This is a genomic window from Pantoea sp. Seng, from assembly GCF_009829935.1.
Taxonomy (GTDB): domain Bacteria; phylum Pseudomonadota; class Gammaproteobacteria; order Enterobacterales; family Enterobacteriaceae; genus Pantoea; species Pantoea communis.
Genome location: NZ_SZZV01000023.1, coordinates 63282 through 76963, shown reverse-complemented (window position 1 = coordinate 76963; position 13682 = coordinate 63282). Strand labels below are relative to the sequence as shown.

Genomic DNA, 13682 nt, shown 5'->3' with positions numbered 1-13682 from the left:
GGATAGCCAGCGTTCGCAGGTGAACGGCTGATACGAACTGACTCTTCGCCTTCAGAGATTTCCAGCTCGGAGATGCCAGACTCTTCTACCAGTTCGATCAGTTTCTTAATTTTACGAATATCCATGAGTGTGGTTCCGTACTCTGTTTAATTGGAATGTGACAGGCGTTTTACTGCCGTTTGTAAAGCCCATGAGTATCCATCAGCGCCAAGTCCACAAATGACGCCAGCAGATACATCAGAAAGATAGGAGTGATGTCGGAACGGCTCACGTGCATGCACGTTCGAGAGATGCACCTCAATAAAAGGGATGCTAACCGCCAACAGGGCATCACGCAGTGCAACGCTGGTATGCGTGAATGCAGCCGGGTTGATGATGATGTAATCCACATTGCCACGGGCCTCGTGAATACGATCAATCAACTGAAACTCTGCATTCGATTGCAAATGACTCAATTTCACATGGTGCTGATCGGCCTGCTGGGTCAAATCGCTGACAATTTCTGCCAACGTGGTGTGCCCATACTTCTCAGGCTCGCGCGTTCCCAACAAATTCAGGTTGGGGCCGTTTAAAAGCAGTATGTGAAATTCGTGCGCCATCTTGCTGCTATCTCCTGCAATCAGTAAGGCATCGCGTAAAATACCGCGACATCTGTCGTTTGTCACTCCTGAGAGTGAAAAAGACGACTTCGCTTGCAATAAAGCCGGGCATTATATCCGTTTCGTCGCAATTCGCAGCAAAATACTGGTCTTATCTGCGAAGTTGATCCGATGCGGCCCGAAAGCCACACCTTTTATCAGATTTCACAGCAGGAAGACAACCATGCGGGGATTATCGATGCAGAAGTTTACGCAACTTATTGTAACGCCAACCTAACAGCACTAAAGCCACCAGCGCATAAATCCAGGGCTGCGGGGAGAAGACTTTCACCGACCAAAGATAGTGGATAGGTGCGAGGATCGCGACAAGATAGATGCCGTTGTGCAGGGTTTGCCAGCGACGGCCAAGCTTACGTTGGGCACGTTGAAATGAGGTGATGGCGAGGGCAAACAGCACCAGCCAGCAGATCATACCCAGTAACAGATAAGGACGTGAAACGATCTCACTACCCAGCAGTTGCAGGTGGTTATAACCCAGTTCCAACAGGTAATAGCTGGTCAAATGCAAACATGCCCAGGCAAAACACCACACGCCGAGCAGGCGGCGGGTGCGAATCAGCAGAGGCTGTTTCAGGTAACGCGTGAGTGGGCTCACCAGCAGCGTCGCCAAAAGCAACTTTAACGCCATTCTGCCGGTAAAATGCTGGATATCTTTCGCCGGGTCGGCACTTAACCAACCCTGGCTGGCAGCCATAAACAGATACACAAACGGCAGGAAAGCCGCGAGATGCAGCACCACTTTTAACAGGGTGATATGGCGTAACGTCAGTCGCACTCAGTAGTTCTCCCGTAAATCGAGCCCGCGATACAGTGAAGCCACCTCTTTAGCGTAGCCGTTAAACAGCAGGGTTGGCTGGCGTTCGACATTCAGAATGCCGCCGGAACCAATAAAACGCTCGGTGGCCTGCGACCAGCGCGGGTGATTCACATGGGGGTTAACGTTGGCATAAAATCCATATTCGTTATTGGCGATTTGGTTCCAGGTGGTAGGAGGCTGGTCGCGCGTCAGGGTGATTTTAACGATGGACTTGATGCCCTTGAAACCGTATTTCCACGGCACCGTCAGGCGAATCGGGGCGCCATTCTGTGGCGGCAGCGCTTTACCGTACACGCCGGTGCTTAATAGTGTGAGAGGGTGCATCGCTTCATCAAGACGCAACCCTTCCACATACGGATAATCCAGCCCACCGCCAATAAAGCGATCTTTCTGACCTGGCATCTGGTCCGGAGCATATAACGTCTGAAAGGCGATAAAGCGGGCATTGCTGGTGGGTTCAGCCAGTTTGAGTAATTTATTCAGCTCAAAGCCCACCCAAGGGATCACCATCGACCACGCTTCAACACAGCGCATGCGATAAATACGCTGCTCCATGGCAAAACGTTTAAAGATGTCGTCCATATCCAGCGTGATCGGTTTCGCCACTTCACCTTCAATGCGCAACTGCCAGGGCTCAGTTTTCAGCGTGCCGGCGTTAGCAGCTGGATCGGCCTTATCCAGACCAAACTCATAAAAGTTGTTATAGCCAGAAACCTTGTCAAACGGTGTCATCGGCAGATCGGCCTGATACTGCGCGGGTTTGGTAAATTGCAGATCGCGACCTGCGGGGGCAGGTGGACGGTCATTGCCTTTAAACCAGCTCAGCACATCTGCCTGCGCCGCGCCGGGTAAACTTGCCGCAGCGGCGCCTAATCCCAGCGCTTTCAACACCTGACGGCGGCGCATATTAAAGATGCTCTCGGGCGTCACGTCGGATTCGGTAAGGTATTGCTTCAGCTTCATGGCATTCTCCGGCGAAAAAGGTGGTGTTGTACTCAGCATGATCAACTCGCGCTGGACACGCCACTTTGCCCGGAAAAATATGAAATTTCCTGGCAAGCGGGCTCTGTTGAGAATAGGACGAAAAAGTCCGTGTGAAACGCAAGCCATCACACTTTGCGGCTATACTCGCGCCGCAGGTCCGATTAGCATGGCGCACCGCCTAATTTGATGCGCGTCTGGCGCTGATTCAGACGATGTTTTGTGCTATTTTGCTCAGGTTTACGCCAATGAGCAGGTTGGCGCCGTCGGATGGCGACCGTTTAGAACCGCAGTGATACAGGCACAGGGATGCGATTAACAACTAAGTTTTCTGCGTTTATTACATTATTAAGCTTACTGGCAATGTTATTGATGCTGGTCGGCTGCGCTTTTAGTTTTATCTGGCTATCGCAACAACGCGTTGAAACACGCGTCAATACGCTAGCGACCGAAGTCGATAAAGCGCTGACAACGCAATCGCCACAAGAACTGACGCAGTGGTTGACGCGCATCATGCCGGTGATCAATGCGGAACAGATTGAGATGCATAACGGCAATACCGTGGTGTTTCAACTCGCTCGCCATGAAAATCCTATGCTCGAAGATGAGCCGAATCGTTTTATTCAGTTCGATCTTCCGTTAGTGCACTCTCCCGGCCTTGAGCTGCGTGTAGTGGTACTCGATCCTGCGAAAACCTGGTTCCGTTCCTTTACCGGTGCCTATACGCTGATTGTCCTGCTCAGCGTGGTGGCGATTATGTCGGCTTTACTGGTGATGACGCATCGCTGGATCAATCGTCGCTGGCAGCACATGGAGCGTTTAGAAGCTCGCTCCGAGCGTATTCTGGCGGGTGAGCGCGTGCCCTACGTCGGCCATTATGCCGAATGGCCGCCAAAAGCCAGTCGCGCCATTGACACTTTGCTTAACGATCTTCAGGAAGCGGGTGAGCAGCGCTTGCGCATTGATACGCTTATCCGTACGTTTGCCGCACAGGATTCACGCACCGGCCTGAATAACCGCCTGTTCTTCGATAACCAGTTAGCCACGCTGCTGGAAGATCAGGAAGATGTGGGCACGCATGGCGTGGTGATGATGGTGCGCCTGCCCGATCTCGACACGCTGCATGAAACGCTGGGCCAAACGCTGGTGGATGAATACCTGTTTGACCTGATTAATATGCTGTCGACATTTGTTCTGCGATATCCAGGCGCTTTACTGGCACGCTACTTCCGCAGCGATTTTGCCGTGTTATTGCCGCACCGCACGCTCAAAGAGGCCAACAGTATCGCCGATCAGTTGATCAACGCGGTCGACTCATTGCCGCCGATGCGTATGGTCGATCGCGATGATTTAATCCACATTGGCATCAGCGCGTGGCGCAGCGGAGAAACCGTGCCGCAGGTGATGGAAAATGTCGAGATGGCGACCCGTCGTGCCGCCTTGCAGGGCGGTAACAGTTGGTCAGTCGGTGAAGGCAATACCTTAGACATGGGACGTGGTAGTGTGCGCTGGCGAACGCTGCTGGAAAACACGCTTAATCGCGGCGGCCCACGTCTTTACCAAAAACCGGCTGTGTTGCTGGATGGCAAAGTGCACCACCGTGAAATGCTGGCGCGCGTGTTCGATGGCGACAAAGAAGTGGTGTCGGCCGAGTTTATGCCACTGGTGCTGCAACTGGGTTTGACCGACAGTTGGGATCGCCAACTGGTGACGCGAATCGCGGCACTCTCTGAAGTGTGGCCTGATGAAACGCTGGCTTTACCCGTCAATATTGACTCCTTATTACAGCGTCCATTCCAGCGCTGGCTGCAAAAGCTTTTGCTGCAATGTACAAAATCGCAAAGAAAACGTTTTTTATTTGAACTTGCTGAGGCTGATGTTTGTCAACACATCAATCGCTTAGTGCCGGTTTTCCAAATGTTGACCGCGTTTGGTTGTCGTGTGGCGGTGGATCAGGCGGGCATGACCGTGGTGAGCAGTGCTTATATCAAGCAGTTCCCAATCGAAGTGATTAAACTCGATCCGGGGCTGGTACGTAATATTGAACGTCGTACTGAAAACCAGTTATTTGTGCAAAGTTTACTGGAAGTGTGCAAATCCACCTCGACACAAGTTTTTGCTGCGGGCGTGCGTACGCGCGCGGAGTGGCAAACGCTGGCGAATCTGGGCGTGGCAGGTGGGCAGGGCGACTTCTTTGCCCCATCATTGCCGGTGAACAGTAACGTGAAAAAACATTCACAACGTTATCGAATTTAGGTCTTCAGCCAGTAAAGTGGCGCTGAGGGGCCTTTTTCTGCCCTTTGGTGGATTACGTCCGCGCTTATGATGGCTGGAAATGTTAGATTTTATGTCGAAATTCGCCCGGTGATTAAGGGGGAATTTACGTTTAATAGGGCGGCTTAGCGCTATTTAACGGCGGCCAGGGATAAGCGAATCGGCCCAAAAAATTATTCAGCGTATTTTTTCACCGAAGCAGAACGTTTTTGCGCCTTGTAGCGGCTTCGCGTGGTTGGTAAAGTAGGCGGATTTTATTTTCCGCCCCCAGCTTGCAGGATTATCCCTTAGTATGTTTAAAAAATTTCGTGGCATGTTTTCCAATGACTTGTCCATTGACCTGGGTACCGCGAATACCCTGATTTACGTAAAAGGACAAGGCATCGTGCTGAACGAGCCTTCCGTGGTTGCCATTCGTCAGGATCGTGCCGGTTCGCCAAAGAGCGTTGCGGCCGTAGGTCATGACGCCAAGCAGATGCTGGGTCGTACTCCAGGCAACATCGCGGCCATCCGTCCTATGAAAGATGGCGTGATCGCCGATTTCTTCGTGACTGAAAAAATGCTCCAGCACTTCATTAAGCAAGTGCACAGCAACAGCTTTATGCGTCCAAGCCCACGTGTGCTGGTCTGCGTACCGGTTGGCGCCACTCAGGTTGAGCGCCGTGCTATCCGTGAATCTGCACAAGGTGCAGGCGCGCGCGAAGTGTTTCTGATTGAAGAGCCGATGGCTGCCGCAATTGGTGCAGGCCTGCCGGTATCTGAAGCAACCGGTTCGATGGTGGTGGATATCGGTGGTGGTACCACTGAAGTGGCCGTTATCTCCCTGAACGGCGTGGTCTACTCTTCTTCTGTACGTATCGGTGGTGACCGCTTCGATGAAGCTATCATTAACTATGTGCGCCGCAACTACGGTTCACTGATTGGTGAAGCCACTGCGGAACGTATCAAGCACGGCATTGGTTCTGCCTATCCGGGTGATGAAGTACACGAAATTGAAGTACGTGGTCGTAACCTGGCAGAAGGTGTACCGCGTGGTTTTACCCTGAACTCCAATGAAATCCTCGAAGCGCTGCAAGAGCCGTTGACGGGTATCGTGAGTGCAGTGATGGTCGCGCTGGAACAGTGCCCACCAGAACTGGCTTCTGATATCTCCGAGCGCGGCATGGTGCTGACCGGTGGTGGCGCATTGCTGCGCAATCTGGATCGTCTGCTGATGGAAGAAACCGGTATTCCGGTTGTCGTTGCAGAAGACCCGCTGACCTGCGTCGCGCGCGGCGGTGGTAAAGCGTTGGAAATGATCGACATGCACGGCGGCGATTTGTTCAGCGAGGAGTAAATCCTCATCGGCTGAGACCGTGGTCAAATTGCGCAGGGAGTCGCGCCTATCGACGCTGCGCACGACGGCGAGATGCGTCCAGCCCTGGAGGCGTTAGTCATAAGACTGGCGCTTCTTCCCTGATGTCGAGGAACACGCAGAATTTATGAAGCCGATTTTTAGCAGGGGGCCTTCCCTGCAGTTGCGTCTCTTTCTGGCAGTCATTGTGGCTATCGCGATTATTATCGCAGACAGCCGCGTGAGCTCCTTCTCCCAGATCCGCAACTACCTGGACACGTCGGTAAGTCCATTTTATTTTCTGGCCAATGGGCCGCGACAGCTTCTTGACGGCGTCTCAGAAACGCTGGCTTCACGCCAGCAGCTCGAGCTGGAAAACAAAGCGCTGCGCCGTGAGCTCTTCCTGAAAAACAGTGACCTGCTGATGCTGGGGCAATACAAGCAGGAAAACGCACGTCTGCGTGAGCTGCTCGGCTCGCCGCTGCGTCAGGATGAGCACAAGATGGTGACCCAGGTGATTTCAACCGGCACCGATCCGTATACCGATCAGGTGGTTATCGATAAAGGCAGCGTAAACGGTGTTTACGAAGGCCAGCCGGTGATCAGTGATAAAGGTGTAGTGGGTCAGGTGGTGGCTGTGGGTCAGGTGACCAGCCGTGTACTGCTGATTTGTGATGCTTCGCATGCGTTGCCGATTCAGGTGTTACGTAATGATATTCGCGTGATTGCGGCGGGTAACGGCTGCAGTGAAGATTTGCAGCTGGAACATCTGCCGGGCAACACCGACATTCGTGTCGGCGATGTGCTGGTGACGTCAGGTCTCGGCGGGCGTTTCCCTGAAGGCTACCCGGTTGGCGTGGTCTCTTCCGTGAAAGTCGATACCCAACGTGCCTACACCGTGATTCAGGCGCATCCGACGGCTGGCCTGCAACGTCTGCGTTACCTGCTGCTGTTGTGGGGCGCGGATAAGAATGGCGACATGCCAATGGCACCAGATGAAGTTCACCGCGTGGCGAATGAGCGTCTGATGCAGATGATGCCACAGGTCTTGCCGCCAGCAGGCGAAATGGGCCCACCGGCACCGGATATGATGCAGCCTACGCAGCAAATGGGGCCGCCGGCACCCGCTAACAGCAGTCGTTCGCAAGGGATCCCAGCGAACACACGCGGAGGCCAGCCTTGAGTCGATATCGCAGCCAGGGCCGATGGGTTATCTGGCTGTCCTTTCTGATTGCCCTCATTCTGCAAATCATGCCCTGGCCGGAACAAATCTACATGTTCCGGCCTTCATGGCTTTTGTTGATCCTGGTTTACTGGGTTCTGGCATTACCGCACCGGGTTAATGTTGGTACAGGCTTCTTTTTAGGGGCCGTGATGGACCTGGTGGCCGGTTCGACGCTGGGGGTGCGCGCGCTGGCGTTCAGCATCATCGCGTATCTGGTGGCCTTCAAATTTCAGCTATTCCGAAATCTGGCGTTGTGGCAGCAGGCATTAATGGTTATGGTGCTGTCGCTCGCGGTGGATGTCATTGTTTTCTGGGCTGAATTCCTGGTCATCAACGTCTCATTTCGCCCGGAAATCTTCTGGAGCAGTGTGGTCGACGGCATTCTATGGCCCTGGCTATTCTTATTAATGAGAAAGATTCGCCGACAGTTCGCTGTTCAGTAAGGAAGACTATGATAAGCCTGTATCTCGCATCCGGTTCACCGCGTCGACGTGAACTGCTCACGCAATTGGGTCTGCAGTTTGAACGTCTGATTACGGACGTTGAAGAGCAGCGCCAGCCAGAAGAAGCGGCGGAAGTGTATGTTCGCCGTCTGGCTTTGGACAAAGCGCGAGCTGGCGTGGCGGTCGCGCCGCAGGATTTACCGGTGCTGGGTGCAGATACCATCGTGGTACTCAACAATGACGTGCTGGAAAAGCCGCGCGATGCTGCACACGCAGCGCAGATGTTGAGTCAACTCTCCGGGCAAACGCATCAGGTGATGACCGCCGTCGCGCTGGCTGACAGTGCACGCGAGCTGGATTGCCTTGTCACCACTGATGTGACATTCCGCAATATCACGGCAGAAGAAATCTCGCACTATATTGCCAGCGGCGAGCCGATGGACAAAGCCGGCGCGTACGGAATACAGGGTCTGGGCGGCAATTTTGTCCGCAAGATTAATGGAAGCTATCACGCCGTAGTGGGATTACCGCTGGTTGAAACCAATGAGTTGCTGAGCCACTTTCAGTCACTGCGTGCGTTAAGGGGACAAGATGACGGCTGAGCTGCTGGTTAACGTTACACCTTCTGAAACCCGTGTTGCCTATATTGATGGCGGCATTCTGCAGGAAATTCACATTGAGCGCGAAGCACGGCGCGGTATCGTAGGGAATATCTATAAAGGTCGCATTAGCCGCGTTTTGCCCGGCATGCAGGCCGCATTTGTTGATATTGGCATGGATAAAGCCGCCTTTCTGCATGCTTCTGACATCATGCCGCACACCGAATGCGTGGCGGGTGATGAGAAGAAAAACTTCGTCGTACGCGATATTAGTGAGTTGGTGCGCCCCGGCCAGGATTTAGTGGTACAGGTGGTGAAAGATCCGCTCGGCACCAAAGGCGCGCGCCTTACCACTGATATTACGCTGCCTTCACGTTATCTGGTGTTTATGCCAGGCGCATCGCATGTGGGTGTTTCCCAGCGAATTGAAAGCGAAGCGGAGCGTGATCGCCTGAAAGCGGTCGTTTCCGCCTACTGCGACGACCTCGGCGGCTTCATTATTCGTACTGCTGCCGAAGGCATCTGCGAGGAAGACCTGGCGCAGGATGCCGCGTTTCTCAAGCGTCTCTGGACCAAAGTCAGCGAGCGTAAGAAACGTAACCAGACGCGCTGTCTGCTGTACGGCGAGTTAGCGTTGGCACAGCGCGTGCTGCGCGACTTTGCCGGCGCAGCGCTGGATCGCATTCGCGTTGATTCACGTCTGACCTGCGATCTGCTGGTGGAATTTACCGGCGAATATATCCCGGAAATGGCCAGCAAGCTGGAGCTGTACAGCGGCAAACAGCCAATCTTCGATCTGTTTGATGTTGAGAATGAAATCCAGCGCTCACTGGAGCGCAAGGTTGAACTCAAGTCGGGCGGCTATCTGATCATCGATCAAACCGAAGCCATGACCACCGTCGATATTAATACCGGTGCATTTGTTGGGCATCGTAATCTCGACGAAACCATCTTCAACACCAACATTGAAGCCACACAGGCGATTGCTCGCCAACTGCGTCTGCGCAATTTGGGCGGCATTATCATCATCGATTTTATCGACATGAGTAATGACGACCATCGTCGCCGCGTACTGCATTCGCTGGAAAGTGCGCTGAGCAAAGATCGGGTGAAAACCGGTATCAACGGCTTCTCGGCGCTCGGTCTGGTGGAAATGACGCGCAAACGCACGCGGGAAAGTATTGAACATGTGCTCTGTGCCGATTGCCCGGTGTGCAAAGGGCGCGGCACGCTGAAAACGGTGGAAACGGTCTGCTACGAAATCATGCGCGAAATCGTGCGTGTGCATCATGCTTATGATTCCGATCGTTTCCTCGTTTATGTTTCCCCGGCAGTGGGCGAGGCGTTAAAAAGCGAAGAGTCACATGCGCTGGCTGAAGTGGAAATCTTTGTCGGTAAGCAGGTTAAAGTCCATGTTGAGCCGCTCTATACTCAGGAGCAGTTTGACGTCGTCATGATGTAAGTCGTGAGGCTGAACGCCGTTATTCAACGGGAAGCAAGGAGAGGTGTGTGAGGCGGTTGCCGAGGATTTTGTTACTGCTGCTCGCCGCAATCATCGTTATTGTGGCGCTGCTAGTCAGCGGGTTGCGCCTCGTGATGCCGCATCTCAACAGCTATCGCAGCGACATACTGCAGACGATTTCACGCGTCAGCGGAGTGACGGTGGATGCCAGCGAGCTGCAGGGTAAATGGGAGAACTTCGGCCCAACCCTGCAGGTGCGTAATCTCAACGTTGTGATGCCTGAAGATGGCAAACTCACCATTGGCCGCGTAAATCTGGCGCTTAACGTATGGCAATCGCTGCTGCACTGGCGCTGGCAGTTCCGTGATCTTACCTTCTGGCAACTGCGTCTCGAAACCAATCATCCGCTGCTCACCAGCGATCAACAAAAAAATAGCTTTAAGCCGGCGCAAATCAACGATCTGTTTCTGCGCCAGTTTGACCACTTTGATCTGCGTGATAGCAGCATCCGTTTTCTCACGCCCTCTGGCCAGCACGCTGAGCTGGCGATTCCGCGCCTGACCTGGCTCAACGAAAGCACGCGTCACCGTGCGGAAGGGGAAGTCAATCTCTCCAGCTTTACCGGTCAGCATGGTGTAGTGCAGGTGCGACTCGATCTCAACGATACCAACGGATTACTCAACGATGGCCGCATCTGGATGCAAGCGGATGACGTCGATGTGCGTCCGTGGATCGGTCCGTGGCTGCGCGACAACACCAGCCTCGAAAGTGCCCGTTTCAGCCTGGCGGCATGGGTGAATCTGCGTGATGGCGATGTCTACGCCGGTGACCTGTTGCTCAGTAAAGGCGGTGCACGCTGGCGCGGCGAACAGGGCGATCACCAACTGCAGGTCGATGGCTTAACCTCGCATCTGGCGCGTTTCCAAAATGGCTGGAGTTTGTCCGTCCCGCAAACCCGACTCAGCACCGATGGCATCGCCTGGGCGCCGGGGCACTTCTCACTTCTGTGGAAGCCGGAAGACCAGCAGATGCTGGGCGTCAACAGTGGTGCGGAGGTGCGTGTGCGTGCCACGCAACTGGATCTGGAGCGTCTGGCACCGTTGGTGCCGCTGTTCAAACCCTTATCCCCTGCGTTACTGGATAACTGGCGTGCATTGCAGCCGCGCGGCAACATCGATGCGCTGGCGCTGGATATTCCGCTCAATCAGCACGAACAAACCCGCCTGCAAGCCAAATGGCGCAACCTGGCGTGGCAGCATTGGGAGCTGTTGCCAGGGATCAGCAATCTAAACGGTACCGCCAGCGGCAGCGTGAGTAACGGTCGGTTGGATGTGGCGATGGGACAAGCGGAAGTGCCTTATGGCGACATGTTCCAGGCGCCACTGCAAATTCAACAGATCACTGGCAAACTGAACTGGCAGCGCGATGCCAGCGGCCTGACGCTGGACGGTCAGAATCTTGATGTTCAGGCACGTTCCCTGTGGGCGCGCGGTGATTTCCGCTATCAGCAAAATATCGGCAAAGCGCCACAGCTGAATATTCTGGCGGGCATTCGCGTCACCGATGCGGGTGATGCCTGGCGCTACTTCCCGGAACCGCTAATGGGCCATGATCTGACCCATTTCCTCAGCGAGTCGATCAAAGGCGGGAAGGTGGACAATGCCACGCTGTTGTTCGCCGGTAATCCCAGCCTGTTCCCGTTTAAGCACAATGACGGCATGTTTGAAGTATGGGTGCCGCTGCGTCAATCCACCTTCCAGTTCCAGCCCGGTTGGCCCGCGCTGGAAAACCTCGATATCGACCTCGATTTTGTTAACGACGGCCTGTGGATGAAAGCCGAGAAAACCAAATTGGGAGAAGTGGATGCGCGTAACGTCAGCGCGGTGATCCCGGACTACCTCAAAGAGAAGTTGATTATTAATGGCGATCTTAGCGGTCAGGGCAAGCAGATTGCCGATTACTTCGAACAGACGCCTCTGAAATCGACGTTGGGCGCGGCACTGCAGCAGTTGCAAATCGGTGGCAATGTGCGCGGTTCATTGAATCTCGATATTCCGCTGGATGGTGAATTGGTACATGCCAGCGGTAATGTGGTGATGAACAATAACAGCCTGCACATTAAGCCGTTAAACACCACGCTGGAAAACCTCACCGGACGTTTCCGTTACAACAACGGCAATCTCGAAAGTGAAGAGATGCAGGCCAACTGGTTTGGTCAGCCCACTGGCGTCAGTTTTACCACTACCGAAAACCCTGACAACTTCGGTGTCAACGTGAAGCTGCTGGGCGACTGGCAGCCGTCGAAACTGAAAGTGTTGCCAACCAGCGTCAGCAGTCAATTGAGCGGCAGTCTGCCGTGGCAGGGCAATGTCGACATCACGCTGCCACACAAAGGGGGCGCGACCTATAAAGTCGATTTGCAGGGCGATGCAAAAACAGTAAGTAGTCACTTACCTTCGCCACTGGATAAGCAGGCGGGCGAAGCGATGCCGATCGCCATTAACGCCACCGGTGATCTGAAAGGATTCACGCTAAGCGGCAGCGTGCGCGAGCATAACCGTTTTAACAGCCGCTGGATTCTCGAACCTCAGCTGCGCGTGGATCGCGGCATCTGGCTCAACGATGCGAAAAGCACGCCGAAGCTGCCAGAAAAACGCGGGATGGAACTCAATTTACCGCCGCTGGATGGTGAAGCCTGGATGGGGCTGCTGGCGGGAAGCAGTGGTTCGCGTAATGCTCAGGGCGAAACGGAAGTCGGCGGCGCGCTGTTACCAGGCGATGTAACTCTGCGGACACCGGCACTTATGCTCGGTGGCCAGCAGTGGCATGACGTTAATGCCACCGTCACGCAAGGGCCGACCGGCAACACACAACTCCAGCTGGAAAGCCGCGAAGCGCGAGGCAGTTTGCAAACCGCACAGCATGCGCCATGGCAAATCGACCTTAGCTATCTTTACTACAATCCAGAATGGGCGAACAGCAGCGACAACAACGCCTCGCCGTTGGGTGACAACAGCAGCACAGTAGACTTCAGTAACTGGCCAGCGATGCAGCTAAACTGTGATGAGTGCTGGCTGCGCGGGCAGAAGTTTGGACATATGCAGGCCAGATTACAGCCGCAGGGAGATACGTTAGCACTTACTAACGGTAGCGTGGATTCCGGCAGTGCAAAGCTGAAGATCAACGGAGAATGGGTCAATAAGCCGGGCAATCAGCGTACCTCATTAAAAGGCAGTCTGAGCGGTAAAAACATTAATGATGCCGTTAACTGGTTTGGGATGAATACCCCACTTCGTGACGCGCCGTTTAACGTGGATTATGACCTGCACTGGCGTTCCGCCCCGTGGCAGCCTTCAGCGGAAACGTTGAGCGGTACGCTGAAAACCCATTTTGGCAAAGGCCAGATTGCGGATGTGAACACCGGGCGTGCGGGGCAGTTGTTGCGCCTGATGAGTTTTGACGCCTTGCTGCGCAAGCTGCGCTTCGATTTCAGTGACACCTTCAGTGAAGGCTTCTATTTCGATTCAATTAACGGCACGGCGTGGATCGAAAACGGTGTGATGCACACGGATAACCTGCTGGTTGATGGCCTTGAAGCGGATATCGCCATGCAGGGGCAGATCGACCTGGCAAAACGCCAGATTGATATGGAAGCGGTCGTTGCCCCTGAGATCTCCGCTTCGGTGGGAGTGGCAACGGCCTTTGTGGTCAACCCGGTGATCGGGGCCGCCGTATTTGCCGCCAGTAAAGTATTGGGCCCGCTGTGGAATAAGATCTCGCTACTGCGTTATCACATTAGCGGACCGTTGGATAAACCGGAAATCAATGAAGTGCTGCGCAAACCGCGCGAAGACGACAAGAAGTGAATTTGACGCCGTCGGGGAATTGC

Annotated in this window: 10 protein-coding genes and 1 pseudogene; 7 read left to right on the top strand and 4 right to left on the bottom strand. The window is 54.2% G+C overall.

Annotated features, from left to right (window positions below; translation table 11 throughout):
* The 4 genes and pseudogenes from FD737_RS20570 to msrP form a co-directional block, all read right to left on the bottom strand.
* Positions 1 to 125 (bottom strand): annotated as a pseudogene (locus FD737_RS20570) (acetyl-CoA carboxylase biotin carboxyl carrier protein); the annotation flags it as partial.
* 21 nt (positions 126 to 146) lie between these two features.
* Positions 147 to 599 (bottom strand): type II 3-dehydroquinate dehydratase, encoded by a 453-nt coding sequence (gene aroQ / locus FD737_RS20565; RefSeq protein ID WP_058959566.1) that lies wholly within the window; start codon positions 597 to 599, stop codon positions 147 to 149.
* A gap of 232 nt (positions 600 to 831) precedes the next feature.
* Complete coding sequence (msrQ, locus tag FD737_RS20560; RefSeq protein ID WP_034831066.1) at positions 832 to 1434, bottom strand: protein-methionine-sulfoxide reductase heme-binding subunit MsrQ; 603 nt, start codon at positions 1432 to 1434, stop codon at positions 832 to 834.
* The gene (gene msrP / locus FD737_RS20555) at positions 1435 to 2439 is read right to left on the bottom strand and encodes a protein-methionine-sulfoxide reductase catalytic subunit MsrP (RefSeq protein WP_160834439.1); all 1005 of its coding nucleotides are present in this window, start codon (positions 2437 to 2439) and stop codon (positions 1435 to 1437) included.
* Positions 2440 to 2766: 327 nt separating this feature from the next.
* Here msrP and csrD point away from each other — a divergent pair, with 327 nt between their 5' ends.
* The 7 genes from csrD (at position 2767) to yhdP (ending at position 13659) form a co-directional block, all read left to right on the top strand.
* The gene (gene csrD, locus FD737_RS20550) at positions 2767 to 4713 is read left to right on the top strand and encodes an RNase E specificity factor CsrD (protein ID WP_160834438.1); all 1947 of its coding nucleotides are present in this window, start codon (positions 2767 to 2769) and stop codon (positions 4711 to 4713) included.
* Positions 4714 to 5023: 310 nt separating this feature from the next.
* On the top strand, positions 5024 to 6067 hold the full coding sequence (gene mreB / locus FD737_RS20545; protein ID WP_007891976.1) for a rod shape-determining protein MreB: 1044 nt from the start codon (positions 5024 to 5026) through the stop codon (positions 6065 to 6067).
* A 145-nt stretch (positions 6068 to 6212) separates the two neighbouring features.
* Positions 6213 to 7247, top strand: coding sequence for a rod shape-determining protein MreC (gene mreC, locus FD737_RS20540; RefSeq protein WP_034830877.1), 1035 nt, complete (start codon positions 6213 to 6215; stop codon positions 7245 to 7247).
* On the top strand, positions 7244 to 7732 hold the full coding sequence (mreD, locus tag FD737_RS20535) for a rod shape-determining protein MreD (RefSeq protein ID WP_034830875.1): 489 nt from the start codon (positions 7244 to 7246) through the stop codon (positions 7730 to 7732). The genes mreC and mreD overlap by 4 nt, the downstream gene beginning before the upstream one ends.
* A gap of 8 nt (positions 7733 to 7740) precedes the next feature.
* Positions 7741 to 8334, top strand: coding sequence for a nucleoside triphosphate pyrophosphatase (locus tag FD737_RS20530; RefSeq protein ID WP_034830874.1), 594 nt, complete (start codon positions 7741 to 7743; stop codon positions 8332 to 8334).
* The gene (gene rng, locus FD737_RS20525) at positions 8324 to 9793 is read left to right on the top strand and encodes a ribonuclease G (RefSeq protein ID WP_038644369.1); all 1470 of its coding nucleotides are present in this window, start codon (positions 8324 to 8326) and stop codon (positions 9791 to 9793) included. Before FD737_RS20530 ends, rng begins: the two co-directional genes overlap by 11 nt.
* A gap of 47 nt (positions 9794 to 9840) precedes the next feature.
* Positions 9841 to 13659 (top strand): AsmA2 domain-containing protein YhdP, encoded by a 3819-nt coding sequence (gene yhdP, locus FD737_RS20520; protein ID WP_160834437.1) that lies wholly within the window; start codon positions 9841 to 9843, stop codon positions 13657 to 13659.
* Positions 13660 to 13682 lie beyond the last annotated feature (23 nt).

Bases quoted from the DNA above. Each gene is read 5' to 3' on its own strand.
- aroQ (WP_058959566.1), bottom strand. From the start codon at position 599: ATGGCGCACGAATTTCACATACTGCTTTTAAACGGCCCCAACCTGAAT.
- msrP (WP_160834439.1), bottom strand. From the start codon at position 2,439: ATGAAGCTGAAGCAATACCTTACCGAATCCGACGTGACGCCCGAGAGC.
- csrD (WP_160834438.1), top strand. From the start codon at position 2,767: ATGCGATTAACAACTAAGTTTTCTGCGTTTATTACATTATTAAGCTTA.
- mreB (WP_007891976.1), top strand. From the start codon at position 5,024: ATGTTTAAAAAATTTCGTGGCATGTTTTCCAATGACTTGTCCATTGAC.
- mreC (WP_034830877.1), top strand. From the start codon at position 6,213: ATGAAGCCGATTTTTAGCAGGGGGCCTTCCCTGCAGTTGCGTCTCTTT.
- FD737_RS20530 (WP_034830874.1), top strand. From the start codon at position 7,741: ATGATAAGCCTGTATCTCGCATCCGGTTCACCGCGTCGACGTGAACTG.
- rng (WP_038644369.1), top strand. From the start codon at position 8,324: ATGACGGCTGAGCTGCTGGTTAACGTTACACCTTCTGAAACCCGTGTT.